A 24,960-nucleotide genomic window follows, 5' to 3' on the forward strand; every position below is an offset into this window, starting at 1 on the left:
TCAGCTCCTTCCGGCCGCGGCCGCGGCGGAGCCGGGGCGCGCGAGCAGCATGGCCGTCTGGAAGCCGCCGAAGCCGCTGCCGACGCTGAGGACGACGTCCATGGAGTGGTCGCGGGCCGTGATCGGGACGTAGTCCAGATCGCAGAGCGGGTCCTTGGTCGTCAGGTTGGCGGTGGGCGGGACGACCTGCCGGTCGAGCGCCAGCGCGCTGGCGGCCACCTCGATGGAGCCGATGGCCCCGAGGGAGTGGCCGACCATGGACTTGATGGAGCTGACCGGGATGTCGTAGGCGTGGTTGCCCAGGCTGCGCTTGAACGCGGCGGTCTCGTGCCGGTCGTTCTGCAGGGTCCCGGAGCCGTGGGCGTTGATGTAGCCCACGGCGGTGGGGTCGATCTTGGCCTGGTTCAGGGCGACGCCGATGGCCTCGGCCATCTCGCGCCCGTCGGGCTTGAGACCGGTCATGTGGTACGCGTTGCTGCGGCCGGCGAAGCCGACGATCTCGGCGTAGATGCGGGCGCCGCGGGCGATGGCCGCCTCGCGCTCCTCGATGACCATGACCGCGGAGCCCTCGGCGAGCACGAAGCCGTCGCGGGTCCCGTCGAAGGGCCTCGAGGCGTGCGCCGGGTCGTCGTTGTTCGCCGTGGTCGCCTTGATCGCGTCGAAACAGGCCGAGGTGATCGGCGAGATCGGTGCGTCGGTGGCGCCGGCGATGGCGACGTCGGCCGAGCCCTCCTCGATGAGCTGGACGGCGTGGCCGATGGAGTCCAGGCCGGAGGTGCAGCCGGTGGAGACCAGCGCGACGGGGCCCTCGGCCCCGACCTCCCAGGCGACCTCGGCCGCCAGGGTGGAGGGGATCATGTAGCCGTACAGGTGCGGGACGCCGTACTCGTGGTCGACGAGCCACTTGCGGCCGCTGTCGGAGAGGGTGACGTACTCCTCCTCCAGGCCCATCGTGCAGCCGACGGCCGAGCCGATGGAGACGGTCAGCCGCTCGGGGGCCAGCGCGGAGAGCTCGATCCCGCTGTCCGCCACCGCCTCCCGGGCGGAGACCACGGCGAACTGCGCGGCTCGGTCCATCCGGCGGATCTGGCGCGGGGTCAGTCCCGCGAGGGCCGGGTCGAAGTCGACCTCGGCCGCGACCTGCGAGCGGAACGCGCCCGCGTCGAACAGGGAGATCCGCCGCGTCGCGGTACGCCCTTCGGACAGCGTCCCCCAGAACGCCTCACGGCCCACCCCGCCCGGCACGACCGTGCCGATGCCGGTGATGACGGCCCGTCGGGTCACTTGGCACCGCCGACATCGGGGTTGGCCTGCTCGGGGCGCTGGGCGACCTCGGTGTCGACGTGGCCGTACTCGGGGCTCGGCGCGAGCGGCGAGAGGTGGAAGGCGCAACGGGCGGTGGCGTCGCCCACGTTGACGAGGCGGTGGCGCACCCCGATGGGGACCAGCAGCGAGTCGCCGGCACCGAGGACGACCTTCTGGCCGTCCAGCGTCATCTCGAGGGTGCCGTCGATGACGTGCAGGAACTCCTCGGAGTACGGGTGGTAGTGCTCGGTGATCCAGTCGGCCGGGTCGAGGGTCATGACCCCGCCGAAGCCGGAGGTGCAGCCGACCGTCTTGGGGCTGAGGGTGACACGGATGTCACCACCGCGCTTGGTGTTGGCCTCGACCTCGTCCGAGGTCACCTTCACAGTGCGAGAAATGGCGGTGGTCACTTGATCCGCCCTCCGTCCTTGGTCCAGATGTAGAAGGGCTCGGCCATCGCGTCCTTGGGCTCTTTCCAGTCCGGGTCGTAAGGTTCGACGCACTGGGCGAGCTTGGTGTTGATGTCGTCGTAGAGCGGGTGGCTCCGAGCGCGGTAGAGGTTCGCGTTGATGTCCTCGTCTGCCTCCACCAGGTGGAAGTACAGGCCGTGGAACTTGAAGAGCGTGCGACGGCTGACACCGATCAGGTGCGGCAGTTCGGAGTCGTCCGACTCGCCGAAGATCTTCGCGATGTCTTCGGTCTTGTCCGGCCGCAGCTTGGCGACGATCAGAGTGCGATGCACGGTGGTCCCTCCCGAGGAGTCGGTGTCTGCGGGACGGAAGGTCTCACCGCGATCTGGAGGAAGGCTTGATACCGCCTCCAGCGCCGCTGCAGCGCCGCCCGGCGAGCGGGCCGCGAGCGGGCCGCGAGCGCCGCCGGGTCAGCTGCATGCGGACCGACCACCACAGCGGAGGAACTCGCATGCCGTTCGCAGCGATCACGTACGACGTCAAGCCGGGCTACGAGGCGGAGCTCACCGAGATCTTCGGCAGCTTCAAGCGGGTCAAGGGGAACCGCGTCAAGGACGAGTCGGGCGCGGAGGCCGGCACGCTGCTCGCCACCGCCGTGTTCCTGCGCGACGACACCCTGGTGCGGGTCATCGAGTACACGGGCGACCTGGACGCCGTGGCCCGGCACATGGCGGTGCAGCCGGGTGTGGTCGACTTCGAGGAGTCGATCAAGCCGTACCTCAGCAAGCCGCGCGAGACCGACACCCCCGAGGGCTTCGTGGCGACCTTTAAGCGCAGCCTGCTGACCACGGTCGTGCAGTTCTCCAGCCGGGACCTGCCCGCCTCCGTCTGATCCGGGGCGCGCATCCGCCCGGGCGTACGCCGACGGCGCGACGGCCGTACTGGAATCCAGTACGGGGCCGCCGCGCCGTAGCCGTTCTCGGACCGTAGCCGTTCTCGGACCGCCGGCGTCTCAGATCGCCGGCGTCTCAGATCGCCGCGACTCCCGCCGCGGTGAACACCAGCGCAACCACCGACAGGACGGTGCGCAGGTAGTGGAACTTGCGCCAGAGCGGGCGGGGATCCTCCCAGTCGGCGGGTATCACCGCGGGATCGGTGATCGCCTTCACCCGGCGGTTGATCGGCACGTTGCACAGGTGGGACACCCCGGAGACGCCCAGCAGCAGCACCGCCGAGGCCGCGAAGAGCGGCCGCCCGGTACCGCTGACGGTCACCGCCAGCACGCCGTTGACCAGAGTGCTGCTCAGCACGATGACCGGCATCGTGGGGTCCCAGTTCCGTCCGAGCAGTTTGTGCGCGTAGACGTAGGTGCCCGTCTCCATCGCGAAGAGCGCCGGAAGGACGCTCAGCGCGACGGCGAACAGGACTCCGGCGGTGACGCCGCTGCCGAGCAGCGCCACGACACCCAGGACCTCGTTCATGACGACGGGGCCCCCACGGGGTGGGTGTCCACGGTGAGCTGCTGGACGCTGCGCATGATGGCGTTGCGGAAGTACTCCGCGAACCCCTCCGGCGTGGTGGTGTCCCGCTGCTCCGCGAGGTACGGGGCCAGCTTGTCCTCGAGGATGTGGACGCCCTTCTGGGCGGCCATGTGCTTGCCGACCGCCGCGAAGTCTCCCTCGTAGTGGATGACGCGCACGATGTTGTCGTCCTTGACGAAGACACCGGTGCCGAGCAGCCGGCCGGCCGGGTCGCCGCCGTCGCCGGCGAACTCCGGGGTGCTGACCCGCTCGAAGGCGGCGAAGATCTCGGCGATCTCGTCCTCGAAGCCGGGCTTGACCTTGTACGTGATGGCTGCGTAGGGCATCAGATTCCTCCGTCGACTTCGATCGTGGTGCCGGTGACGTACGAGGCGCTCTCTCCGGCGAGGTAGAGCACCGCCCCGGCGACGTCCTCGGGTGTGCCGAGGCGGCCCAGGGCGGTCAGCGCCGTCAGCTTGGCCGCCAGCTGCGGCGGCAGGCCCGCGCCCGGCTCGGTCTCGGTGACCCCGGGCGCGACCAGGTTGACCCTGATCCCGCGCGGGCCGAGCTCCTTGGCGAGCGCGCGCGTGAAGCCGACCAGCGCGGCCTTGGAGGTGCTGTAGTGCACTCCCATCGGGCGGCCGCGCAGGGCGACCGAGGCCCCGATGTTGACCACCGAGGCGCCCGGCGCCAGGGCGTCGAGCACGGACTGGGTGACGAGGTAGGCCGAGGTGGCGTTGTGGTCCAGGACCCGGTGCCACTCCTCCTCGGAGAGCTTGCCGAAGGGCACGTGCCCGTCGACGCCGAGGTTGTTGACGAGGACGTCGATGCCGCCGAGCCACTCGCCGGCCGTGGCGGCCAGCAGCCGTGCGCCCTCACGGGTGGTGAGGTCGGCCTGGACGAGCTCCGCCTCGCCGCCGGCCGCTTCCAGTTCGGCGCCCAGGGACTTGGCCTGTTCGGCGTCGCTGCGGTAGCTGACGACGATCCGGGCACCGGCCCGGGCGAAGGCGAGCGCCGTCGCCCGGCCGATGCCGCGGGTGCCGCCGGTGATGACGACCCGGCGGCCCGCGAACGTATCGGGCTCCGTCACCGAACGGCCCCGGCACGGGGGGCCGTGCTGATCAGGGCGAGCAGCAGGCGCGGGGTCTCCGCCTCCGCCACCGCGTCGTCGTTCAGCACGATCCCGTAGGTACGGTTGATCACGCTGGTGACCTGGAGCAGGGCGAGGGAGTCGTAGCCGAACTCGAGGAACGGCGTGTCCAGGGCTTCGTCGCCCTCGAAGGCCATGCCCTCCTCCGGCGCTCCGACGCACTCGAGCAGCAGCTCACCGAGCTCGGAAAGGGTTATGTCGCTCACGATGCTTCCTCTCAGGAGAATCAGTTGGCCCTAGCCAGCAGCGGGATTCCCGCGACACCGAACAGTGCCGGGGTTCCCTCCAGGTCGAGCTGTGGCGAGGAGTCGAGAACCGCGCGGTGCAGGAACTCGATGCTGGGTGAGGGGTCGAGCCCCAGAGTCTGGTTGAGGGAGGCGCGCAGCTGCCGGTAGACCACCAGGGCGTCACTGCGCCGCCCGGCCCGGTACAGCGCGAGCATCAGCTGCTCGTGCAGGGCCTCGTGCATGGGGTGCCGGGCCGCGAGCCCGGACAGTTCGCCGATGAGTTCATGGTGGCGGCCGAGCCTCAGGTCTGCCTCGATTCGACGGTGAAGCACGCTCATGCGCGACTCGTCGAGCCGGGTGGCCTCCACTTCGAGGAGCACGCCGCACTGGACGTCGGCCAGCGCCCGGCCGTGCCACAGGGACAGCGCCCGGCCGAAGTACGCGGAGGAGCCGACCCAGTCGCCCTGGTCCAGGGCGCGGTGGCCGGCCGAGGACAGGGCGTCGAACTCCTGGGCGTCGATGAGTCCGCCCTGGGTGTCCAGGCGGTAGCCGCCCGGTTCGGTGACCAGGACGCTCTTGGCGCCGCGGGGCAGTCCGGCGCCGGCCGGCTCCTCGGCCAGCGCCGCGCCGATGAGGTGGCGGATCTGCAGGATGTACGTCTGCAGCGTGGTCTGCACGCTGCGCGGCGGACTCTCCCCCCACACCTCCTCGACCAGTGAGGCCACCGAGACGACCTGGTCGGCCTGGAGCGCGAGCAGCGCGAACACCTTGCGCGGCTTCACGGCCGTGAGGTGGAGGGGAACACCGGACTGGATGGCTCGGAACGGCCCGAGCACGCTGATGTCCATGCCTTGAACAACTCCTTGTGGTTGGGGTGTCCGGCTCGCCGCGGGCACGGCTCAGCCCGCCACTGGCGGTAGCTGCGGAGCTCCGGCGAACACCGATTCGACGTTCAGCGCCTCCCCGACGCGCCGGGGCAGTTCCGCTCCGCGTACGAAGAAGTGGGCCCCGGGCAGGGTCCACAGCCGGAACCCCGCCGTCGTGCAGTGCTCCCAGGCGGCGACCTCGGCCGGGGAGACCAGCTGGTCGTCGGCTCCGGCGAAGGCCGCCACGGGGCAGGGCAGCGCAACCATCGGCGCGGACCGCAGACTGCGGGCCAGCCGCAGGTCGGCCCGCAGTGTGTCCAGGGTCATGGCGAGCCATCCGGGCCGCTCGAGCAGCTGCGGAGGCAGGCTGTCCTCGTCCCCGAGCCCCTTGACGAGGTCCTCGTCCGGGGCGTCCGGGAGCAGGGCGCCGGGACCGTCGAGGACGGCGGAGGGGAGCTGGGGCGCGGGGCTGGCGCCCGCCATCACCATCAGGGGCGGCCGGTGGCCGGTGCGGACCAGGTGCTCCGCGAACCTGTAGGCGACCATCGCGCCGAGGCTGTGCCCGTAGAAGGCGTACGGCTCGGGCCCGTCGAGGAGTTCCCCGAGGTCGTCGGTCAGTTCCCGGACCAGCCGGTCCCCGTCGGTGATCCGGGCTTCCCGCAGCCGGGCTTCCCGGCCGGGCAGCCGTACGGGCAGTACGGTCACGCCGGGTCCGACGGAGCGCCGCCATCCGGCGAAGCTCATGGCACCCGCGCCCGCGTGGTGGAAGCAGAACAGCCGGATTCCGGCCGGGCCGGCCGGCGGTCGTACCGCGAGATAACGATGCACCCGGACTCCCCTTCCGTAGATGACCCCCGTGGTCAGGTGCGGGATCAGAGAGTCACCGCCCCACCTCGCCCGGGGCTCAACTTCAGCTGGAGCGCGGGTCGGCGAGTACCGGCAGCAGGGGTAGCACGCCGCTGGATCCGCTCCGGGCGTCGAACCCCGGGTCGTACAGCGCGGCGCTGACCGTGTAGGACTCCACCTTCTGCCAGCTGTGGAAGGACCACTCCCATCCGGTGCCCGGCGTGCCGTCGGGCCGGAGCATCTGCACGCGCTGGTCGCGCGGTCCGAAGCCGAACTCGGTGAACCGGAAGCGCAGCCCCTGGCCGATGGCCTTGCTGTAGGCCTCCTTCAGGGTCCACAGCCGCACCAGTTCCCGGTTGCGCTGGTCTTCCGGTACCTGTTCCAGTGCCTCCAGTTCGTACGGGGTGCACACCTGGCGCTCGGTGCCGAGGCCGAGCATCCGGCGGTCCTCGGATTCGGTGTCCACCCCGATCCGGCCGAACCTGCTCAGGCCCACCACCAGCAGCCCTTCCGTGTGGCTCAGGCTGATGTCCAGCTGGTCGATGCCGCGCAGGTGCGGACGGCCGCCGATCTTGTAGGCGAGTTCGAGTTCGCTCGGCTTCGTACCCAGCACCGCGCTCGCCGCGGACTTGAGCAGCAGCCGTGACGCCACGAACCGGGAGCGGTTCTGCGCGTGGGTCATCTGCCGCATCCGCCGGTGGTCGGGTCCGAGGTCGGCGGCCAGGGCCGGGGAGTCGAGGTCCGGGGGCAGCCAGTCGTCCACGGCGGCGTACACCACGCAGGTGCCGCGCTCGGCCATCTCCCGGCGCACCGGCTGCCAGGAGGCCGCCGGCCCTCCGTGCCGCAGCGGGCGCATGACCGAGTTCACCACGCCTCCCATCACGTCACCGCGAGACCGACGAGGCGCTCCACGCGTCCGGCGAGCTGGACTACGGTCGCGGCGCCGGACAGCACGTCGGACAGGGGCAGGTCCCGCAGGGCGGGATAGCGCAGCTCCAGCCGGCATTTGAGTTCGATCACCATCACCGAGTCCAGGCCCAGGTCGTCCTGGAGGTGCAGGTCGAGGACGGCCGGTCGCGCGGACGGCTGCCGTCCCAGGACCCGTTCGATCTCTTCCCACACCGCTTGCCCCACTGCGGGATTGCTCATGTCGTCTCTCCGGAAGGTAGGGAGCGGGTCCGTTCAGCCGCCGATGGCGGTCGAGTAGAGGTCGTAGCTGCGGGCGTCGTCGAAGCGGTGCAGCACCTCGGCGAGCATCCGCTCCTCGCCGAGCGGCAGGATCCGGGCCGCGGCCTTGTCCAGCCGGCCCGCGATCCGGGTCAGCGCCATCGCCGCCCAGGCGGGGTCGGCGAGGAAGCCGGAGCTGTCCCGGTGGTGGCGCCACACCCCGAGGCAGGCGGCGCCCGCGACGATCAGCGCGTACCGGTCGGCCATGGCGTACGCCCGGGGGCTCACCGGGCGGCCCCGGGGTTGCGCGGCCAGCTCCGCGCAGGCCGCCAGGAGCGTGCGGAGCTGCTCGGTGAGCACGGCGGTGGCGGCCGCGAGGGCCTCGCCGAGCTCTCCGTCCACCGAGGCCGCGTACCGTGCGGAGCAGGCGAGCGAGGCGAGCAGGGAGTCACCCCCGGCGGCCGGTGCGGGGCCTTCCTGCCCGTATCCGGGCAGGTCGGCGTCGAACGGCCGGAACAGCGCGGCGGGCGCCTCCTCGCCCGCGGACGGATCGAACTCCGCGAGCCGCAGCAGGTGCGCGACGATGACCGCCCGGCTGGAGGCGGTGCCCGCGCTGCCGAGGCCGATCATCGGCAGGTCGCGGGCCGTCTTCTGGAAGGTGCCGTAGCTGCCGCTCCGGGCGTAGGACTCGGCGCCGAGGACGATGGAGAGGTCGTAGACGGCCTCGTTGAGCACGGTGGGCAGCAGGTACTTGGCGACGGCGCCCAGCAGCCGGCACTCGGCCGGCAGCAGGTGCACGGACCGGGTGGTGACGAGCGACACGCAGTCGCTGATCAGCAGGTCGGTGAAGGCGTCCACGAGGGCGGTGCGCGTCCGGGCGGTGTGCAGGGAGGCGCGGCTGCGGGAGCGGTGCGAGCGCGCGAAGGCGGTCGTCGTGCGCAGGGCGGTGTCCGCGCAGCCCAGGGACATGGACAGGCCGGTGCTGCGGGTCAGGGGGAAGGCCCGCTCGGCGAGCTGCGCCCCGGAGCCCGGGGTGCCGATCAGCCGGTCCGGGTCCAGGCGGTGCCCGTCGAACTCGAGGCCCTGGACCACGCAGCCGCGGATGCCGACGGTCCTGCGGCGGGGCAGCAGCGCCAGGTTCGCGCCGTCGGGGCTGTCGGGGCCCGGCACGAGGAAGGCGCTGAGTTCCCCCTGGGCGGCACCCAGGGTGTGGGCGAAGAGCACGAGCGACTGTGCCGACGCCGCGCTGTTGAGGGCCTCCTTGCGGCCGGACAGCAGGTATCCCCCGCGGTCCGGCCGGGCGGTGAGCCGGTTGGCCAGGAAGTCGTTGCCCTGCGGCGGCTCGGGGTAGGCGCAGGCCATCCGGCCGCCGGCCAGCAGCAGTTCGGCGGTGTCCCTGCGCTGTTCCTGCGTGCCGTCGGCCCAGACGACGACCGAGGCCATGTAGGACGTCAGCCCGTAGCCCAGTCCCAGGGCCGCGTCGCGGCGGAAGACCGCGCGCAGCACCCGGGACAGGACGTCGAGCCGGTCGAGCCGGCCGCCGAGCTCCTGCGGGACGAACTCCGCGTTGAGCCCGAACCGGTCGAGGAGCCGTTCCGCGGCCGGCAGCAGCCGGGCGCGGTCGTCGGCGGCGAGGAACTGCTCCGCTCCCAGGGGATTGCCCGGATCCTCAAGGTCCCCAAATGCGTGCTCGAGTTGCGCGATGCGTTCCTGAACGGCGGCCTCCGAGGAGTACGCCCTGTTCGCCACCGTCGTCATGGCTTCTCTCCGTCCTCAAGTGCGGCCCATGGGACTCTGCTTAACCGGCGCGGCTCAAGACACCCTCAAGGTCTCCCGGTCAGGCTGGAAGTCGTTGCCCGCACCGGTCGGCGCCGGCCCGGTCAGTGGGCTCGGCACCGCCGTCCTGCCGTGGAGGTACGGGAGGCGGTACTGATCCGCCGGAAGCCAGAGGGACCCGTAGGCCACCAAGCTGTTCCACACGGGCAGCAGGAGCCGCCTGACCACGATGTGGGCGAAGGTGTGAGCGGGGGTTCTCGAAGCGGACATCGTCGTGCCCTTCCTTTGCGAGCGGAAGCACCACGGTGGTCCGCGCGGCTCGGCAGGGCCTCAAACAATTCTCGTGTGCGCCCGCGCTCGAGTGTCGCTCAAGCGGCCTGTGCTGACATGCACTGAGGTTCCGCGCACAGGACCAGGAGGGGACCGGCCGATGCCAGAGCGGGAGCACGGCCGACAGGTGACCGTGGTCGAACGGCTGACCACGAGCCTCGATCCCGCCTCGTTCGAGCGCGAGCTCATCGCCTACGCCCGCGGCCGGGAGTCCTCCAAGGGACTGGAGGCAGTGGTGACCGCCGCCTGCGCCGACCGGCCCGGCAGCTACGTGCACCTCGACCGGTGGAGCTCGCTGGACCGACTCCTGCAGTCCGGGCACGAGGCCGGGGCGTCGATGGCGTTCCTGCGCGGCCTCGGCCCCGAGACGGCCACCTCCTCGGAACTGATGGTCACCGTCGGGCGGATGACCGTACGGGGCAAGTTCTCGGACGCCGCGCACGTCGTCCTCGTCCACGCCGTCCTCGACGGCGAGCCGGAGCGCTTCGAGCTCGACTTCGGCTCGCTGGTGGGGCAGTGCGTGCCGGACGCCGGCTTCGGCGGGAGCGATCTGCTCCGCTCGGCCGCCGACCCCCGCCTGTACACGGGCCTGCTGTGGTGGCTGGACGCCGATGCCTGTGCGCGCGTGCGCGGCGGCGTCGGCTATCCGGACCGGCTGGCGAAACTGTCCGCCTCGGCGCAAGTGCGCGAAGAGGCGGCCCGGCCCCTGCGGACGGCCTGAGCGGACCCGCCCCGGGCGCACCCCCGGGCCCGGACCGCGCCTTTCCCGCGCTCTCCCCTCCGTCCGCTCCTCCGGGGCTCTTCCCGCACTCCGGCCGCGCTCCTGCGGCCCTCCTGCCGGGCACCCGCTGCCGTACGAGCCCGCTGCGAGCACGGCAGCGCAGCATCGGAACATGGATGAGTCGACCGATCCGCAGGTCCGTTTCACCGTGCTGCGCGGACAACCCGATGCCGAGGAACTCGCTGCGCTGACGGCCGTCCTGTGCGCCTGCCTCGCGGCGCCGGCCGAGGACGGAACCGAGGAGTACGGGGCCTCGGCGGCGTCCGCGCCCTGGGGCGGCCGGCGCCGCCCGCGTCCTCGGGTCGGCTGGACCAGTCACACCTGACCTCGGGCCCACGGGCGACCGGATCACCGGCCAGCGGGTCCCAGCGACGGTCGAGCGTCCTCAGCGAGGGTCGAGTGTCCTTCGAGAGGGCGCACCTACGTTCCTGCTCCGGGCGGGAGCGAGGCACCCACGGCAAAGCGTGCCCCGCTGCGCCCACAAGACATTGCCAGGGGGACCCGGAAGTGACCAGCGACTACAGCAGTTTTACCGAACTGATGATCGACAGAGCCCGGCTGACACCCGATCGAGAGGCGCTCCTGCTCCTGCCGGACAGCGACGAGTCCGGCCGTCCCGCCTCGGTGTCCTACCGTGCGCTCGACGCTTCCGCGCGCGAGCTCGCCGGCTGGCTCCAGGCGCGGGGCAGCGCCGGCGAGCGGGTGATGCTGCTGCACGACTCCCGCCACCAGTTCGCCGTGTCCTTCCTGGCCTGCCTGTACGCGGGCGCGATCGCCGTGCCGGTCCCGCCGTCCGGCGGCCGCAGCCACCACGAGGAGCGGGTCGCCGGGATCCTGAAGGAGTCGGGGCCCTGCGCCGTCCTGACCGATGCCGCGCTCGCCCCCGCCATCTCCCGGATACTGGCCGGCCGGGGGCACGGCCAGATACCGTGCCTGGCCGCCGACGCCGTGCCGCAGCACGCCGAGTGGCGCCTCCCCGAGCTCGACCGGGACAGCGTCGCCTACCTCCAGTACACCTCCGGTTCCACCGGCAGCCCGCGCGGGGTCGTCGTCACGCACGGCAACCTGCTCGCCAACCAGGAGGCCCTGGGGCGGATGCTCGGCGCCGGGCCCGGGGCGAGGATCGGGGGCTGGCTGCCGCTCCACCACGACATGGGCCTGGTCGGCCAGTTGCTGCACCCGCTGTGGCTGGGCGGCACCTCGGTGATGATCACTCCCGAGGCCTTCGTGAAGCGTCCCGTGCGCTGGCTGGAGGCCATCAGCCGGTACGGCATCGAGGTCAGCGGCGCACCGGACTTCGCGTACGGGCTGTGCGTGCGGCGGGTCACCGACGAGCAGCTCGAGGGCATCGACCTGTCCGGCTGGCGGATCGCCGTCTCGGGAGGGGAGCCGGTGTGCGCGCAGACCCGTCGGGACTTCACCGACCGGTTCGCCGCCGCGGGCCTGCGCCCCGAGGCCATGAGATCCGCGTACGGACTGGCCGAGGCGACGTTGCTGGTGTCCGGCGGGCCCGCCGACGGCGAGCCCATGACGGTCGACGCCGAGGCGCTGGAGCAGCGCCGGATGAAGGCGCCGCGTCCCGGCAAGCCGGTGCGCACCCTGATGTCCAGCGGTGCGCCCGACGGCTCGACCGAGGTGCTGATCGTGGACCCCGACACGCTCGACGTGCTCCCGGACGGCGAGGTCGGCGAGATCTGGGTGTCGGGACCGGCCGTCGGGCAGGGCTACTGGCGCGACCGCACGGCGACCACCGAGCGCTTCGGCGTCGCCGTGGACGGCATGGGCGGTCAGCTGCGGACGGGAGACCTCGGCGTCCTGCACGAGGGCGACCTGTACGTGACCGGCAGGCTGAAGGACATGATCGTGGTGGCCGGCCGCAACCTGTACCCCCAGGACCTCGAGCACACCGTGCAGCGGATCAGCGCCCTGTTCGGCACGGGTACGGCCTTCTCCGTACCCGGCGAGCGCGAACGCGTCGTCCTGGTACAGGAACTGCGCACGCACAAGCGCTACGCCCTCGACCTCGAGGCGATCGCCGAAGGCATACGGCGCTGCCTCGCCGAGGAGTACGACATCACGGTGGGCGGGGTGCTGCTGGTACGGCCCGGCACGGTCCGGCGCACCACGAGCGGAAAGGTGGAGCGGACCGCGATGCGCCGGCTGTTCCTCAGCGGCGGGATCCGGCCCCTGTACCAGCACCTCGACAACGAACTGAAAGTACCGGCCGGGCCTTCGCGTTGAGCTGGTCAGCAGGGACACCGAGCCGAGAGGGAGCTTGACGTGAACGCGGATGCACCGGGCGGTCCCGACGAGCGGGTTTTCGCAGCCTGGCTCGCCGAAACGATCGGCGGATACGTACGGCGGGAGGTGCCCCAGGACGAACCGCTGACCGATTGGGGCCTCGACTCGATCGGGCTGCTCGGCCTGTACGGGGACATCGAGGAGCGGTTCGGGCCGCTGCTGGACCCCGCCGACATCTGGGCGTACCCCACCATCCGCGACCTGGCGCGCTTCCTGGCCATGCGGGAGGGCATGGGCCGGCGCGCCGGGCAGGTGCGCGCCGCGTTCGTCTTCACCGGGCAGGGCTCCCAGCATCCCCGGATGACCGCCAGGCTGTACGAGGAGCTCTCGGGCTACCGCCACCACCTCAGGGCCGCCGATGCGGCGATCCGCCCGTACCTCGGGATCTCCGTGACCGAGCTGATCCTCGGCGGGGATGCGCGGGTGCACCAGACGGCGCTGACCCAGCCGGCCCTGTTCGCCGTCGAGTACGCGCTGGCGATGACCCTGATGGAGGAGCAGGAGGTGCGTCCGGTCGCCGTGCTCGGGCACGGCATCGGGGAGATCGCGGCGGCCGTCGTGGGCGGGGCGCTGCCCCTGGACGACGCGGCGCGGCTCGTCTGCTTCAGGGGCATGTACATGCAGTACCTGCCCACGGGCGGCGGCATGATGGCGACCTGCGCGGATCCGTTCGAGGCGGCGGAGGCCACGGCGAGCGAGCCGGGCGTGACGATCGGGGCGTTCAACGCGGCCCGCGCCACCGTGCTCTCGGGTGAGCTCGAGGGGCTGGAGCGGGTCCGGGAGCGGCTGGCGTCGATCGGCATCTCGAGCGCCTTCCTCCAGGTGACGCACGCCTTCCACTCCCCCCTGATGGAACCGGTCACCCCGCGCTTCGAGGAGGCGGCCCGCCATCTGTCGGGGTCGAAGCCCGGGATGCCGTACTACTCGACGGTGTACGGGCGGCGGATCGAGGAGCCGTTGGACGCCGCGTACTGGACGGCCCAGATCACCTCGCCGGTACGGTTCGCCGACGCGGCCCGGCAGATGCTCGCGGAGCAGACCCCCAGCCATGTGGTGGAGATCGGCCCGAAGGCGGTGCTGATGCCCTTCCTCCGGCGGATGGCCGGCTCGCGGGGACCGACCTGTCTGGCTCTGTGCCGCGGTCCCCAGACCAACGCCGTGGACATGGCCGGGGTCCTCTCGGCGCTCAACGCGGGCCCGCTGGCGCTGGGATGAGCAGCCGGGGCACCCCGGTCACCCCGGCCGGGCCCGCCGAGCCGGTCCGGCCGGACGTCCCGGGACCCCTACGGGATCCAGCCGGCCTCCTCCGCGATCCGGATGGCGTCGATCCGGTTGCGGGCGTTGAGCTTGTCCACGATGGCCGTCAGGTAGTTGCGCACGGTGCCCTCGGTCAGGAAGAGCTCCTCTGCGATCTCCCCGGCGTCCGCGCCGCGGGCGGCCAGCCGGAGCACCTGCGTCTCGCGGGGCGAGATCGGGTTGTCCAGTGCCTCCCAGGCGCTGAGCGCGAGGTCGGGGTCGATGACCCGCTGCCCGTTGGCCACGGCCCGTACGGCCTGGGCGAGCCGGGCCGGCGGGGAGTCCTTCAGCAGGAACCCCGAGACGCGGGCGGCCATCGCCCGGCGCAGGGTGCCAGGTCTGCCGAGGCTGGTGAGGATCAGCGTGCGGCAGGTCGGCAGGCGCTCGTGCAGTTCGGCGGCGGCGGTCAGCCCGTCCGTGCCCGGCAGATCGATGTCGATGATCGCGACGTCGGGCCGCTTTTCGAGCGCTGCGGGCACGATGAGATCTCCCCGGTCGACGGATGCGACCACAGAGAAGTCGGGTTCCAGTTCGAGCAGGGCGATGAGAGCGCCGCGGACCATGTGCACATCTTCGGCGAGAAGAATATTCAGCGACAGCATTTGTTGTTCCTCCGTTCCCCATCTGCCGGTTCAGGCAGCCGGATTTCCCGACACCCGAACGTCTGCCGCCGTTATCCCGGCGCCCCGGTACCTCTGCGGTTCGACGGCCTCGGCCGGCTCGGGCGCGGCCGGCCTGAGCGGTGCCCTCGCCGTCAGGCGGAAGCGCCCCTGCGACTCGACGCCGGCGCTCAGCACTCCGCCGATCGCCGTGAGCCTGGCGTCGAGGTTGCCCAGTCCGCTTCCCCGGTCGCCGGAGTCCGAAAGGCCTATGGCGTCCACCCCGTCGTTCTCCAGCACCAGCTCCACCGTTTCCCCGTCGACCGTCGCCCTGATGGTGCAGGACTGCACCTTGCTGTGCCGCAGGATGTTGGTCACGCCCTCGCGCAGGGCGGTCGCCAGCACGGTGTCCACGAGCGGGTGCAGCCGCCCGCAGTCGATGTCGACCTCGGCCCGGACGTCGGCCGCGGCCATGACGTCGACCACCGACTCGGCTTCGGCTGCCAGGGACATGTCACGATATCCATTGGCGACCATCCGTACGTCGACGAGCGCCTGGCGCGACACCACGAGGACGGAGGCGATCTCGTCGCGCGCCCGGTCGGGGTTGTTGACGACCAGACGGGTGATCAGCTCGCACTTCAGCGAGATGGCCGACAGGCTGTAGCCGAGGAGATCGTGCAGGTCCCTGGCGAACCTCAGCCGTTCCTGGGTGACGGCCATCCTGGCCATCTCCGCCCGGGTCTCGTGGACTTCGCGCACCAGATCGGTCAGCCGGGTGAGGCCGTAGATCACCAAACCGGTCAGGGCCGTGGAGATGCCCACGTAGGCCACGTCGAGCAGCGTGCCGCCCTTGCCCACCGCCCACCACACCACGACGACCGAGATCACCCCGAAGGTGGGCCAGGCGACGCGGGGCGGCGCGAGCAGCAGGACCGAGGCGCACAGCGGTCCCGCGACGCTGCCCCACGCCAGGTCCAGCCAGACCACCGGCAGGAAGGTGAGCACGAACTGCACCGCCAGGGCGATGCACTTGCGGCCGGTGGACCACCGGCGGGCCCGGGCCGAGGTGAGGACCAGCTGCACGGCGTAAAGGACCAGGACGGCACCTTCACAGACGAGGAGCTCGGGCATCCGGCCGCGCAGCGCATATTCCGCATTGAGCGCGGTGATGATTCCGTATCCGGACAGGACCATGACCACGATGCCCTGCGCGAGACGCGGCGCCAAGACGTCGGAAAGGCGACCGCGTTTGTCCGGACTTAAACTTTCCGCTTGCTCCGTCCCTTGAGCTAGGTCGTTGTCCGCAGTCCGGAAACGGCCCGTCATATGCTCGCTCCTCAGTAGGGAAATCGGGAGGGTCTGAGATCGCACTATATGCCGAGCCTGCCAGGCAGAGGGCGGGTAACGGAACAGTCCTGATCTACAGGGGCAGCGGGACCGAGTTGAGTTCACCGAATGCGAGAGCGGCGTCCCGCTGACCGAGACTCGGCGGTACGTCGAAGAGCCGCCCGGGAGCGAACCTGGCGTAAAACGGGCGCAGTCCGGGTACCAGGGTCTTGACCACCGGGATCCCCACGTCCGGCCGCGTCTGGTCGAGGACCAGAAGCTCCATGCCGTGCGACTCCAGCAGCGTCCGGATGTACTGGACGTCGTCGAGGAGGTCCGCGCTGCGCCCGGCGTACGCCCAGGATCCGGGCGTCCGCGCGGTCTGCGCCGGATCGGGGAACAGCTGTGGCTGGCCGGGCAGCGCCGTACCGGAGCCGCCGGGGGCCGGCAGCAGCTGCACCATCTCGGTCAGCGCCCTGCGCAGGGCGAGGCGCGGGTCGAAGTGCGCCCCGAATCCGAAGACGAACTCCTCGGCCGGGTCGGCGGTGTTCTGGCAGAGGGCCACCACGACGGGGATGCCCAGGTCGGAGGTGAGGTCCAGGGCCCAGACGCGCCGGCCGGTCCGGGCCAGCGCGGCCCTCATCGACTCGAGCCACGGCTCGTCGAAGGCGTCCAGGTCGATGGCGGGCAGGCGCAGTTGGTTGTACCACCACAGGGCCACGGAATCCCGCTCGACGAGTTCGAGGACGCCCTGGATCACGGCGTCCTCGAGGCTGCCGCCCGCCGCGTTGCCGTTGGAGTCGGCCCACAGACCGTCCCGGGGACCGCCCGCGCCCGTGTCGAAGTAGAGGGTGGAGGTGGGGAGCAGCCGGTGGACCCCGGCGGTGAGCGACCACACCGGCGTCCATTCGGTCGCGGCCGCGGGGTCGAAGGGTTCGCTCACGCGGTGGAAGGGTGCCTGCCGGGCGTTCCAGCTCGCCCGGCCGGCGTACTGTCTCTCGTCGAACAGCTGGTAGGCGTTGGGGTGCAGGGCCGCGTCGCCCAGACCCGTCAGCGAGTCCCGGATGACCAGCTCGTCCCCCTGGCGCGAGCTGCTGTAACGTTCCGCCGCCTCGCACAGCGCGCTCGCCCGCGCCTCGGTGGCGGTCGCCCCCTTGCCCCCGCTGCGCGAGCGCAGGACCTGGTGGACCCCGGCCAGCGAGTGCCCGCGCAGGGCCAGGTTGGGGCCGGAGTCGTAGGCGTGGAGTCCGTCGGGCACCCCCGGCATCGGGCGCAGGTGCGTCACGATGCCGGTGACCGGGCTGATCAGCCGGCGGTTCTCGATGAGGATCCCCTCGGCGGAGATCGCCCGGTCGTTGCTGCCGGAGCCCTCCGCCTTGGGCCGGGACACCGGGACGACCGGCCGCGCCGTCTGCGCGGCGACGAGCGAGGGGTCCCCGCAGTCGGGGCACTGCGGGCGGCGCAGCACCGTGTGGTGGGTGGTGCTCAGGCTGAGGCTGTCCAGGACGCAGACCGACCGCTGTTCCGGGTAGCGCAGCCCCGCCAGCCACTTCGACATTTCCAGTACGGCGCTCTGGAGCCCGAGCGACCGTACGGCGGAGAGGCTCGGGGCGGGCCGCGGAGCGGGACCGTCCAGGCCCAGGGCGCGCTGTACCGGGACCTCGCTGCGGCGGTGTTCGGACAGCCGGTGGGCCAGGCAGGTCCAGCAGGGCCCGGCCGAGTCCGGGGTGAAGAACGGCCCGGTCCAGGGGTCGGCGGCGAACGGTCTGGCCAGCAGCCAGGTCCGGCCCTGGCCGCGCAGCCGCGCGGCCAGGGACCGCAGTCCCGGATCCAGGTAGTCCGAGCAGACCACCAGGGTCAGGGGGACGGCGGAGTCCTCGTCCACCGCGTTGAGCCCCGAGGCGTAGCAGGCGGCGCGGGCCGCACCGGCGTCCACCGCCCCGACCGGGATCACCGCGACCGGCGCCCTGCGGACCTCGGCCGTGGCCTCGTACCCGTCGAGGCCGGCCCGGTCCCAGTAGGCCTGGGCGAGGGAGCTGTCCTCTCCGGTCGCGGCGGCGCAGGGTCTGTACCCCACCAGATTGGCCTGCGCGAGGCTGCGCAGCGCCCGTCCCACTTCGGCGACGGGCATGGTCAACGAGGCTTCGCGCAGCAGCTCGGGCAGCGTGCGGCTGCCGTCGAGCAGCGGGACGAGGTTTTCTATCCCGCCGCCCCGCAGCACGGTCACGCCCTGGTCCGAGAGGACGAACGCGGCTTCGCCCGGGACCGACTCGGCCCTGACGTGGCGCTTGAAGGCGATGAAGGGACCCGCCGGAGGTTCCTGTATGGAGGTCACGCGACCACCTGTACGTCGGCGACCTGACCGGCGCTGCAGATGCACGGGTGTACGCAGATGTCCGACGAGCCGTACGCGCCGGTGCTCAGCTCATCGATGGAGAGGGTGGCGGCCGCCGCCCAGTCCATCCCCTGGGCCTCGAGCCCGAACTCCAGCATCACCGCGGCCGGATCCCGGTCGAAGCGCTGCCCGAGCTTCGGTTCGAGTCCGGTCCTGGCGGCGAGTTCCGCTAAGCGAAAGATTTCCTGGGCCACGTTCATGACTTCCCCCTGTGACGAACGGTGCTGCTTGGCGTCTGTCTGGGTCGAGAGTCTGGGGTGGGGCCTCATGGGACCGGCAGTGCGACGTTCACCAGCCGCCTATGACTTTTTCATGATTCCCCTCATGTGTGCCTCACTGGGCCGCGGCCGCCCCCCGGTGCGAGTCTGCTGTACCTGACTCCAAAGGGTCGTCGCAGGGTTTGGCCGACGGCCGTGGCCCGACAAGGGGGAGCACACGCATGGAGATCAAAGTACTCGGGTCACTGGCCGTCCACGAGCGCGGTGTCTCGGTGGTTCCGAGCGCGGCGAAGCCCAGACAGCTCCTGGCGCTTCTCGGCCTCCACGCCGAGCGCGTGGTCACCGTTCCGACGCTGATGGAGGAGATCTGGGGCGAGGACATCCCCCGCAGCGCGTCCACCACACTGCAGACGTACATCCTGCAGCTGCGCCGGAAGATCGGCGCGGCACTGGACGGGGATCCGCTGCTCGACGCCAAGGACGTCCTGGTCACGCAGTTCGGCGGGTACCTGCTCCAGGTGCAGCCGGGCCAGGTGGACGCCCACGAGTTCGAACGGCTCGCCGACTGCGGACGGGCCGGCTACGACGCCGGCGACTACCGGGCCGCGTCCGACCTGCTCGGCCGCGCGCTCGCGCTGTGGCAGGGCCCGGCGCTGGTCGACGTACGGGCGGGCTCGGTCCTCGAACTCGAGGTGCTGCGGCTGAACGAAGAGCGCACCGCCGCCCTCGAGCGGCGCATCGAGGCCGACATCCGGCTCGGCCGGCACGCCGAAGTGATCCCGGAGCTGCGGGTCCTGGCGGCCCGTCACCCGCTCCACGAGGGGTTCTGCGGACAGCTGATGCGCGCCCTGCACCGGGCGGGCGGAAGCTGGCGTGCCCTCGAGGCCTACCAGCGACTGCGGGGGTCGCTGGTGCGCGAGCTGGGGCTCGAGCCGTCCGCTCCCCTCCAGCTGCTGCACCAGGCCGTCCTGTCCGGGGACCTGGACCGGGTCGATCCCGTGGGCGGTGCCCAGCCCCGCGTGCTCCAGCGGGTGGCGGCGGCCGACTAGCGGTCGCCGGTCGAGCGGGGCTCGCGGCCGGTCGAGCCATGCTCCAGGGGGCGTGCCGACGTCTTTGAGGGGTCGTTCCTAGCTTGGGGCGATGACGACCTTCGACGAACTGCTGACCACGCTCGCTCCCTCGCCGAGCCTGCACCGGTCCACCGCAGAACTCAACCGGCTGAAGGACGAGGTAAGCCGCGGTCCGGACCCCGAAGCGACGAAGCGGCAGCACGCCAAGGGCAAGCTGACCGCCTACGAACGGCTCGAACTCCTCTTCGACGAGGGAACGTTCACGGAGATCGAGCCGCTCCGCCGGCACCGGGCCACCGGTTTCGGCCTGCAGCACCGCAGACCTCACGGCGACGGCGTCGTGATCGGCTGGGGCCAGGTGAACGGCAAGACGGTGTTCGCGTACGCGCACGACTTCCGGGTCTTCGGCGGCGCGCTCGGCGAGGCGCACGCCGAGAAGATCCACAAGGTGATGGACCTCGCCGAGAAGGCCGGCGCCCCCCTGGTCTCCCTCAACGACGGCGCCGGTGCGCGCATCCAGGAGGGCGTCTCCGCGCTCGCCGGCTACGGCGGCATCTTCCGCCGCAACACCCGCGCTTCGGGGGTGATCCCGCAGATCAGCGTCATGCTCGGCCCGTGCGCGGGCGGGGCGGCGTACTCCCCGGCGCTCACGGACTTCGTGTTCATGGTCCGCGACACCTCGCAGATGTTCATCACCGGGCCGGACGTGGTCCGCGCGGTGACCGGTGAGCAGATCACGCAGAACGGCCTGGGCGGCGCCGATGTGCACGCCTCCGTCTCCGGTGTCGCCGGATTCGCGTACGACACCGAAGAGGAATGCCTCGAGGACGTCCGCTACCTGCTCTCGATGCTCCCGCAGAACAACCGCGAGCTGCCGCCCGTGGTCCGCGGCGACGACCCCGCCGACCGCCGCACCGACGGCCTGGCCGACCTGGTACCGGCCGACCCGGGCCAGGGCTACGACATGCGCAAGGTGATCGAGGAGGTCGTCGACGACGGCGAGTTCTTCGAGGTGCAGGAGGCCTGGGCGCCGAACATCGTGTGCGCCTTCGCGCGGCTCGACGGCCACGTGGTGGGCATCGTCGCCAACCAGCCGGCCGCCCTGGCCGGCGTGCTGGACATCCACGGCTCCGAGAAGGCCGCTCGGTTCGTCCAGACCTGCGACGCGTTCAACGTCCCGCTGCTCACCCTGGTGGACGTGCCCGGCTTCCTGCCGGGCGTCGACCAGGAGCACAACGGCATCATCCGGCACGGCGCCAAGCTGCTGTACGCGTACTGCAACGCGACCGTCCCCCGGATCTCCCTGGTCGTCCGCAAGGCCTACGGCGGGGCGTACATCGTCATGGACTCGCGGTCCATCGGCGCCGACCTGGCCTTCGCCTGGCCCATCAACGAGATCGCGGTGATGGGTGCGGAGGGCGCGGCGAACGTGGTCTTCCGCAAGGAGATCGCCGCCTCCGACGATCCCGAGGCGACACGAGAGCAGCTCGTCAAGCAGTACAAGGCCGAACTGATGCATCCGTACTACGCGGCCGAGCGCGGGCTCGTGGACGACGTCATCGATCCGGGTGAGACGAGGCAGGTACTGATCCGCTCGCTGGCGATGCTGCGGAGCAAGCACGCCTCGCTGCCGGAGCGCAAGCACGGCAACCAGCCGGTGTGAGCGCCGGGGCGCCGTGCCGCGGTCCCCTCGCGGGGACCGCGGTACCGCCTCTTCGGCCGCGCGCGCGTCACTCCGCGCGCGGCTGCGCGGGCCGCCCGAACCAGCGGGTCAGGGCGAGCCGCAGTTCCTCCGCGTCCCCGGCCTCGCCCAGCGCGGACCAGACCGCGTAGCCGTCGGGGCGCAGCAGCAGGGCTCCGGTCCCCCAGGCGTCGCTCGCGGCGGTGGCCGTCACCACGTCCACGCGGTCGGACCAGGGGGCGGCCAGGGTGCGCAGGCCGAGGTGGCCGGCCAGGTCCAGGAGCAGCGGGCGGCCGCCGTGCAGGAGTTCGGCCAGGGTGGTGGGGCCGTCGGCGGTCTTCAGGGGCAGGCTGGGCACGAGCCGCCCGGCCAGCGGGTCCGCGCGGCGGGCGCCCACCCCGTACGTCACCGCAGTGCCGGTGATCATGGCGCTGAGGTGGGCGTTGACCTCGTCGAAGTGCATGAGCTCCGAGAACAGCTCGCGCAGCGCGTCGGTGCGCGGATCGGGGTCCATCAGCGCGACCTGGGCCCGTACGTTGTGCAGGACGGCGGCCGCGACGGGGTGGCGTTCGCTCTGATAGGTGTCGAGCAGTCCGGCGGGCGCCCAGCCCCGGATCTCGGCGGCGAGCTTCCAGCCGAGGTTGACCGCGTCCTGCAGGCCGAGGTTCACGCCCTGGCCGCCGGCGGGGAAGTGCACGTGCGCGGCGTCGCCCGCGAGGAAGACCCGGTCCTTGCGGTAGAGCTCGGCCTGGAGCGAGGCGTCGCTGAACCGGGAGATCCAGGCCGGACTGTCCATCGGGACCGGGCGGCCCGCGATCCGCTCGACCTCGCCGCGCAGCTCCTCGATGGTGGCGGGCGCGTGCCGGTCCTGGTGCGGGCCCCTGAAGTCGTAGGTGCAGACCCGGCTCAGCCCGTACGGGTTGGTCCACAGCAGCGTCCAGCCGCGCGGGGTGCGCTGCCAGCCGCCGGGCGCCCCGGCGGGGTCGAGCAGCCGTACCTCGCCCATGAGCGCGGCGACGGTCGGCCCCGCTCCCAGGAACCGGATGCCGCTCAGTTTGCGTACGGCGCTGCGCGCGCCGTCCGCGCCGACGACCCAGCGGGCGGTGAGGGTGCGTTCGGTGCCCCGGGGGGAGCGGACGCGCAGCGTCACGTGGTCGGCGTGCTCGTCGAGGCCGACCAGTTCCGCGCCGGGCACCACGTGCGCGCCGAGCCGGGCGGCGTCGCGCCCGAAGACCTCCTGTGCCCAGGCCTGCGGGCTGCCCACGATGACCGGGCCCTCCTCGACGACCCGGGACAGGTCGAGGTCGAAGAGGGCGCCGAAGTGGAAGCCGACCGGGCCCCGGACCGTGCGGGCCGCCACGTGGCGGCCGGGCTGTACGGCTTCCAGCAGGCCCCGGCGGTCGAGCGTCTGCGCGGTGCGGGCGTGCAGGGTGCTCGCCTTGGAGATTCCGTTCGGCTCCGGGAGCTGTTCCAGCACGGTCACGTCGATGCCGAGGAGGGCGAGTTCGCGGGCGAGCAGGGTGCCGACCGGCCCGCCGCCGACCACGGCCACCTCGGTGTCGACGCCGGCTGTCGCGGTGTCCTGTCCGGCATCCATGGGTGCCTCCCTCATCGGCGCTGCTTCCAAGGAGGTAACACCGCCGGGGACGGGGGAGTTGCCGCGCCGGCGGGCGGCCGCGGACCGCGGAACGTTTGGCCCGATCCTTCAGCGGCCCTTGCAACAGTGCAGCCATGAGACAGAGCTGTCGCGAACGAAGGGGTGTGTCATGACGAGCATGCCGCTGACCGGGAAGGCACTGCGCATGGCGCGGCTCTCCCGCCGAGGTGACGGCCGGTATCTGTTCATCCCGCTCGATCACTCTGTTTCCGACGGACCGATCGTCAGAGCAGCGGGATTCGCCGACCTCGTCGCGGACATCGCGGGAGGCGGCGCGGACGCCGTCGTCGTGCACAAGGGCAGGGCCCGGATGATCCCGCCGGCCCTGCTGACCGACACCGGACTCGTGGTGCACCTCAGCGCCAGCACGAACCACGGCCCGGACGTCAACGCGAAGGTCCTCGTCGGTGACGTCGAGGAATGCGTACGACTGGGCGCGGACGCCGTCAGCGTCCACGTCAACATCGGTTCGGACACCGAGGCCGAGCAGCTGAGCGACCTCGGGACCGTGGCGGCAGCCTGCGAGCGCTGGGGCATGCCGCTGGTGGCCATGATCTATCCGCGCGGGCCCCGGGTGAGCGACCCCACCCGCCCCGACCTCATCGCGCACGTGGTCGGCATCGCCGCCGATCTCGGCGTCGACATCGTCAAGACGGTCCTCGCGGCCCCGCCGGAGCGGATGGCGGAGGTGGTCGAGAGTTCCCCTCTGCCGATCATCGTCGCCGGCGGCGGCGGGTCCGAGGAGAGCCTCACCGCGTTCGCCGTGTCGGCGATGGCCAACGGCTGTGCCGGTCTGGCCGTCGGCCGTCGCGTGTTCAACAGCCCTTCCCCGAAGCAAGCGGTCCAGAAGCTGGCCGCGATCATCCACGGCCATGGGCTCGCGAGCGAGTCCGAGCCTCACCCAGAACTGGCAGGTGCCTTGTGAAATTCGCCTGGATCGACCTTCGCTCCGTCCCCGCCGACCACCGCGAAGCGGTCATCGACGCGGCCGTCCACGCCCGTGTCGACGGCATCGTCGGCAGTGACCCCGAGGTGCTGGCCACGCTGCCCACCACGGTCAAGCGCATCCTGATCGGCGCCGAGCGCCCCGAGAACCAGGGCCTCGACGACCTGATCGTGCTGCGCGAGGTGGCCGGCAACGACCAGCTCAACGAGTTGCGGTCCCGCCACCAGTCCGGCGAGAAGGACATCGCGGGGCTGGTGAACGTCACCGACGACCCGACCCTGACGCTGGCCTGTGACACGGCGATCGCGCTGCCGTACACGGTGGTCCAGTTCAAGGACCCGACGAAGATCCCGCTGGAGATCGTGATCGCCGCGGCGGACCGCGCCCCGGGTCAGCTGATCTGCCAGGCCGACAACCTGGAAGAGGCCAAGGTCATCATCGACGTCCTGGAGAAGGGCTCGGAGGGCGTCCTGCTCTCCCCGCGCAACTCCAACGACGTCTTCGAGCTCGTCGAGGCCCTGCGGGTCAAGACGCCCGACCTGAACCTGACCACGCTGACGGTCGACTCCATCGAGCACCTGGGTCTGGGCGACCGGGTCTGCATCGACACCACCTCGCACTTCGAGAAGGACGAGGGCATGCTCATCGGGAGCTACGCGCACGGGTTCATCCTGTGCGTCAGCGAGACGCACCCGCTGCCCTACATGCCGACCCGTCCGTTCCGCATCAACGCGGGCGCCCTGCACAGCTACGTCTTCGGGCAGGACAACCGGACGAACTACCTGAGCGAGCTGAAGGCCGGCAGCCCGGTCCTCGCCGTGGGCGCCGACGGCCGTACCCGCCGCATCGTCGTGGGCCGGATCAAGCTCGAGTCGCGTCCGCTGCTGAGCATCAAGGCCACGTCCCCCGAGGGCGTCGAGGTCAACCTCATCGTGCAGGACGACTGGCACGTACGGGTCCTCGGTCCCGGCGCGAGCGTCCTGAACGTGACGGAGCTCAAGCAGGGCGACAAGGTGCTCGGCCACGTCGCCACCGACAAGCGCCACGTCGGCTGGCCCGTGGGCGAGTTCTGCGTCGAGAAGTAAGCCCG

The 24,960-nt window shown here is 71.6% G+C and carries 27 protein-coding genes; 9 read left to right on the forward strand and 18 right to left on the reverse strand.

Annotated elements, in window-relative coordinates; all coding sequences use genetic code 11:
* The 3 genes from ABZY44_RS05250 to ABZY44_RS05260 are packed head-to-tail and all read right to left on the reverse strand — an operon-like array spanning position 1 to position 2,047.
* A complete protein-coding gene (locus ABZY44_RS05250; RefSeq protein WP_356650237.1) occupies positions 1 to 1,284 on the reverse strand; it encodes a beta-ketoacyl-[acyl-carrier-protein] synthase family protein in 1,284 nt (427 codons plus the stop codon).
* Positions 1,281 to 1,715 (reverse strand): cupin domain-containing protein, encoded by a 435-nt coding sequence (locus ABZY44_RS05255; RefSeq protein WP_356650238.1) that lies wholly within the window; start codon positions 1,713 to 1,715, stop codon positions 1,281 to 1,283. Before ABZY44_RS05255 ends, ABZY44_RS05250 begins: the two co-directional genes overlap by 4 nt.
* Entirely contained in the window at positions 1,712 to 2,047 is a 336-nt protein-coding gene (locus tag ABZY44_RS05260; RefSeq protein ID WP_215030575.1) for a TcmI family type II polyketide cyclase, read from the reverse strand. The genes ABZY44_RS05255 and ABZY44_RS05260 overlap by 4 nt, the downstream gene beginning before the upstream one ends.
* Before the next feature lie 179 nt (positions 2,048 to 2,226).
* On the opposite strand from ABZY44_RS05260, the gene ABZY44_RS05265 reads away from it, so the two are divergent.
* Positions 2,227 to 2,607 (forward strand): SchA/CurD-like domain-containing protein, encoded by a 381-nt coding sequence (locus ABZY44_RS05265; RefSeq protein WP_356650239.1) that lies wholly within the window; start codon positions 2,227 to 2,229, stop codon positions 2,605 to 2,607.
* Between the two features lie 136 nt (positions 2,608 to 2,743).
* On the opposite strand, the gene ABZY44_RS05270 is transcribed toward ABZY44_RS05265, so the two are convergent.
* The 10 genes from ABZY44_RS05270 to ABZY44_RS05315 form a co-directional block, all read right to left on the reverse strand.
* Positions 2,744 to 3,196, reverse strand: coding sequence for a DUF1772 domain-containing protein (locus ABZY44_RS05270; RefSeq protein ID WP_356650240.1), 453 nt, complete (start codon positions 3,194 to 3,196; stop codon positions 2,744 to 2,746).
* Complete coding sequence (locus tag ABZY44_RS05275) at positions 3,193 to 3,582, reverse strand: SchA/CurD-like domain-containing protein (protein WP_215027025.1); 390 nt, start codon at positions 3,580 to 3,582, stop codon at positions 3,193 to 3,195. Before ABZY44_RS05275 ends, ABZY44_RS05270 begins: the two co-directional genes overlap by 4 nt.
* Entirely contained in the window at positions 3,582 to 4,325 is a 744-nt protein-coding gene (locus ABZY44_RS05280; RefSeq protein WP_356650241.1) for an SDR family oxidoreductase, read from the reverse strand. The genes ABZY44_RS05275 and ABZY44_RS05280 overlap by 1 nt, the downstream gene beginning before the upstream one ends.
* Positions 4,322 to 4,591: an acyl carrier protein gene (locus tag ABZY44_RS05285; RefSeq protein ID WP_356650242.1), complete on the reverse strand. Its 270-nt coding sequence runs from the start codon at positions 4,589 to 4,591 to the stop codon at positions 4,322 to 4,324. Before ABZY44_RS05285 ends, ABZY44_RS05280 begins: the two co-directional genes overlap by 4 nt.
* Before the next feature lie 20 nt (positions 4,592 to 4,611).
* Entirely contained in the window at positions 4,612 to 5,460 is an 849-nt protein-coding gene (locus ABZY44_RS05290; protein ID WP_356650243.1) for an AfsR/SARP family transcriptional regulator, read from the reverse strand.
* Between the two features lie 51 nt (positions 5,461 to 5,511).
* Positions 5,512 to 6,306, reverse strand: a complete 795-nt coding sequence (locus ABZY44_RS05295) for an alpha/beta fold hydrolase (RefSeq protein ID WP_356650244.1) — start codon at positions 6,304 to 6,306, stop codon at positions 5,512 to 5,514.
* A gap of 82 nt (positions 6,307 to 6,388) precedes the next feature.
* Positions 6,389 to 7,192, reverse strand: a complete 804-nt coding sequence (locus ABZY44_RS05300) for a 4'-phosphopantetheinyl transferase superfamily protein (protein ID WP_356650245.1) — start codon at positions 7,190 to 7,192, stop codon at positions 6,389 to 6,391.
* A gap of 11 nt (positions 7,193 to 7,203) precedes the next feature.
* Positions 7,204 to 7,473: a phosphopantetheine-binding protein gene (locus ABZY44_RS05305; RefSeq protein WP_356650246.1), complete on the reverse strand. Its 270-nt coding sequence runs from the start codon at positions 7,471 to 7,473 to the stop codon at positions 7,204 to 7,206.
* 33 nt (positions 7,474 to 7,506) lie between these two features.
* Positions 7,507 to 9,249, reverse strand: a complete 1,743-nt coding sequence (locus tag ABZY44_RS05310) for an acyl-CoA dehydrogenase (RefSeq protein WP_356650247.1) — start codon at positions 9,247 to 9,249, stop codon at positions 7,507 to 7,509.
* 54 nt (positions 9,250 to 9,303) lie between these two features.
* Positions 9,304 to 9,537 carry a hypothetical protein gene (locus tag ABZY44_RS05315; RefSeq protein ID WP_356650248.1) on the reverse strand — a complete coding sequence of 78 codons (234 nt, stop codon included), beginning with the start codon at positions 9,535 to 9,537 and terminating at the stop codon, positions 9,304 to 9,306.
* A 160-nt stretch (positions 9,538 to 9,697) separates the two neighbouring features.
* On the opposite strand from ABZY44_RS05315, the gene ABZY44_RS05320 reads away from it, so the two are divergent.
* The 4 genes from ABZY44_RS05320 to ABZY44_RS05335 all read left to right on the forward strand — a co-directional run bounded on the left by ABZY44_RS05320 (position 9,698) and on the right by ABZY44_RS05335 (position 13,894).
* A complete protein-coding gene (locus ABZY44_RS05320; protein ID WP_356650249.1) occupies positions 9,698 to 10,318 on the forward strand; it encodes a hypothetical protein in 621 nt (206 codons plus the stop codon).
* A 172-nt stretch (positions 10,319 to 10,490) separates the two neighbouring features.
* The gene (locus ABZY44_RS05325) at positions 10,491 to 10,703 is read left to right on the forward strand and encodes an acyl-CoA carboxylase subunit epsilon (protein ID WP_356650250.1); all 213 of its coding nucleotides are present in this window, start codon (positions 10,491 to 10,493) and stop codon (positions 10,701 to 10,703) included.
* 215 nt (positions 10,704 to 10,918) lie between these two features.
* Positions 10,919 to 12,619, forward strand: a complete 1,701-nt coding sequence (locus ABZY44_RS05330; RefSeq protein ID WP_356650368.1) for a fatty acyl-AMP ligase — start codon at positions 10,919 to 10,921, stop codon at positions 12,617 to 12,619.
* Between the two features lie 39 nt (positions 12,620 to 12,658).
* Positions 12,659 to 13,894 carry an acyltransferase domain-containing protein gene (locus tag ABZY44_RS05335; RefSeq protein WP_356650251.1) on the forward strand — a complete coding sequence of 412 codons (1,236 nt, stop codon included), beginning with the start codon at positions 12,659 to 12,661 and terminating at the stop codon, positions 13,892 to 13,894.
* A gap of 68 nt (positions 13,895 to 13,962) precedes the next feature.
* On the opposite strand, the gene ABZY44_RS05340 is transcribed toward ABZY44_RS05335, so the two are convergent.
* The 4 genes from ABZY44_RS05340 to ABZY44_RS05355 form a co-directional block, all read right to left on the reverse strand.
* Positions 13,963 to 14,577 (reverse strand): response regulator transcription factor, encoded by a 615-nt coding sequence (locus ABZY44_RS05340; protein ID WP_356650252.1) that lies wholly within the window; start codon positions 14,575 to 14,577, stop codon positions 13,963 to 13,965.
* 30 nt (positions 14,578 to 14,607) lie between these two features.
* Positions 14,608 to 15,804 carry a histidine kinase gene (locus ABZY44_RS05345; protein WP_356650253.1) on the reverse strand — a complete coding sequence of 399 codons (1,197 nt, stop codon included), beginning with the start codon at positions 15,802 to 15,804 and terminating at the stop codon, positions 14,608 to 14,610.
* Between the two features lie 193 nt (positions 15,805 to 15,997).
* A complete protein-coding gene (locus tag ABZY44_RS05350) occupies positions 15,998 to 18,238 on the reverse strand; it encodes a TOMM precursor leader peptide-binding protein (RefSeq protein ID WP_356650254.1) in 2,241 nt (746 codons plus the stop codon).
* Positions 18,235 to 18,498, reverse strand: a complete 264-nt coding sequence (locus tag ABZY44_RS05355; protein WP_356650255.1) for a hypothetical protein — start codon at positions 18,496 to 18,498, stop codon at positions 18,235 to 18,237. Before ABZY44_RS05355 ends, ABZY44_RS05350 begins: the two co-directional genes overlap by 4 nt.
* Positions 18,499 to 18,737: 239 nt before the next feature.
* On the opposite strand from ABZY44_RS05355, the gene ABZY44_RS05360 reads away from it, so the two are divergent.
* Together ABZY44_RS05360 and ABZY44_RS05365 are read left to right on the forward strand one after the other, a co-directional pair.
* Positions 18,738 to 19,565: an AfsR/SARP family transcriptional regulator gene (locus tag ABZY44_RS05360; RefSeq protein ID WP_356650256.1), complete on the forward strand. Its 828-nt coding sequence runs from the start codon at positions 18,738 to 18,740 to the stop codon at positions 19,563 to 19,565.
* A 91-nt stretch (positions 19,566 to 19,656) separates the two neighbouring features.
* On the forward strand, positions 19,657 to 21,249 hold the full coding sequence (locus tag ABZY44_RS05365; protein WP_356650257.1) for an acyl-CoA carboxylase subunit beta: 1,593 nt from the start codon (positions 19,657 to 19,659) through the stop codon (positions 21,247 to 21,249).
* A 67-nt stretch (positions 21,250 to 21,316) separates the two neighbouring features.
* Here the strand turns inward: ABZY44_RS05365 and ABZY44_RS05370 are convergent, their stop codons facing one another.
* Positions 21,317 to 22,864, reverse strand: coding sequence for an FAD-dependent oxidoreductase (locus tag ABZY44_RS05370; RefSeq protein WP_356650258.1), 1,548 nt, complete (start codon positions 22,862 to 22,864; stop codon positions 21,317 to 21,319).
* 178 nt (positions 22,865 to 23,042) lie between these two features.
* Between ABZY44_RS05370 and ABZY44_RS05375 the strand changes: the two genes are divergently transcribed.
* Positions 23,043 to 23,849 carry a 2-amino-3,7-dideoxy-D-threo-hept-6-ulosonate synthase gene (locus ABZY44_RS05375; protein WP_356650369.1) on the forward strand — a complete coding sequence of 269 codons (807 nt, stop codon included), beginning with the start codon at positions 23,043 to 23,045 and terminating at the stop codon, positions 23,847 to 23,849.
* The gene (locus ABZY44_RS05380; protein ID WP_356650259.1) at positions 23,846 to 24,955 is read left to right on the forward strand and encodes a 3-dehydroquinate synthase II; all 1,110 of its coding nucleotides are present in this window, start codon (positions 23,846 to 23,848) and stop codon (positions 24,953 to 24,955) included. Before ABZY44_RS05375 ends, ABZY44_RS05380 begins: the two co-directional genes overlap by 4 nt.
* The last annotated feature ends 5 nt before the right edge of the window (positions 24,956 to 24,960 follow it).

The organism is Streptomyces sp. NPDC006544 (genome assembly GCF_040611715.1).
In the GTDB taxonomy this organism is placed as follows: Bacteria; Actinomycetota; Actinomycetes; order Streptomycetales; family Streptomycetaceae; genus Streptomyces.

What these genes read in the sequence shown, in the direction of transcription:
- ABZY44_RS05275 (WP_215027025.1), bottom strand. Translation starts at nt 3,582, where the DNA reads ATGCCCTACGCAGCCATCACGTACAAGGTCAAGCCCGGCTTCGAGGAC.
- ABZY44_RS05370 (WP_356650258.1), bottom strand. Translation starts at nt 22,864, where the DNA reads ATGGATGCCGGACAGGACACCGCGACAGCCGGCGTCGACACCGAGGTG.
- ABZY44_RS05360 (WP_356650256.1), top strand. Translation starts at nt 18,738, where the DNA reads ATGGAGATCAAAGTACTCGGGTCACTGGCCGTCCACGAGCGCGGTGTC.
- ABZY44_RS05310 (WP_356650247.1), bottom strand. Translation starts at nt 9,249, where the DNA reads ATGACGACGGTGGCGAACAGGGCGTACTCCTCGGAGGCCGCCGTTCAG.
- ABZY44_RS05290 (WP_356650243.1), bottom strand. Translation starts at nt 5,460, where the DNA reads ATGGACATCAGCGTGCTCGGGCCGTTCCGAGCCATCCAGTCCGGTGTT.
- ABZY44_RS05305 (WP_356650246.1), bottom strand. Translation starts at nt 7,473, where the DNA reads ATGAGCAATCCCGCAGTGGGGCAAGCGGTGTGGGAAGAGATCGAACGG.
- ABZY44_RS05270 (WP_356650240.1), bottom strand. Translation starts at nt 3,196, where the DNA reads ATGAACGAGGTCCTGGGTGTCGTGGCGCTGCTCGGCAGCGGCGTCACC.
- ABZY44_RS05315 (WP_356650248.1), bottom strand. Translation starts at nt 9,537, where the DNA reads ATGTCCGCTTCGAGAACCCCCGCTCACACCTTCGCCCACATCGTGGTC.
- ABZY44_RS05265 (WP_356650239.1), top strand. Translation starts at nt 2,227, where the DNA reads ATGCCGTTCGCAGCGATCACGTACGACGTCAAGCCGGGCTACGAGGCG.
- ABZY44_RS05375 (WP_356650369.1), top strand. Translation starts at nt 23,043, where the DNA reads ATGCCGCTGACCGGGAAGGCACTGCGCATGGCGCGGCTCTCCCGCCGA.
- ABZY44_RS05325 (WP_356650250.1), top strand. Translation starts at nt 10,491, where the DNA reads ATGGATGAGTCGACCGATCCGCAGGTCCGTTTCACCGTGCTGCGCGGA.
- ABZY44_RS05330 (WP_356650368.1), top strand. Translation starts at nt 10,919, where the DNA reads ATGATCGACAGAGCCCGGCTGACACCCGATCGAGAGGCGCTCCTGCTC.
- ABZY44_RS05365 (WP_356650257.1), top strand. Translation starts at nt 19,657, where the DNA reads ATGACGACCTTCGACGAACTGCTGACCACGCTCGCTCCCTCGCCGAGC.
- ABZY44_RS05320 (WP_356650249.1), top strand. Translation starts at nt 9,698, where the DNA reads ATGCCAGAGCGGGAGCACGGCCGACAGGTGACCGTGGTCGAACGGCTG.
- ABZY44_RS05355 (WP_356650255.1), bottom strand. Translation starts at nt 18,498, where the DNA reads ATGAACGTGGCCCAGGAAATCTTTCGCTTAGCGGAACTCGCCGCCAGG.
- ABZY44_RS05340 (WP_356650252.1), bottom strand. Translation starts at nt 14,577, where the DNA reads ATGCTGTCGCTGAATATTCTTCTCGCCGAAGATGTGCACATGGTCCGC.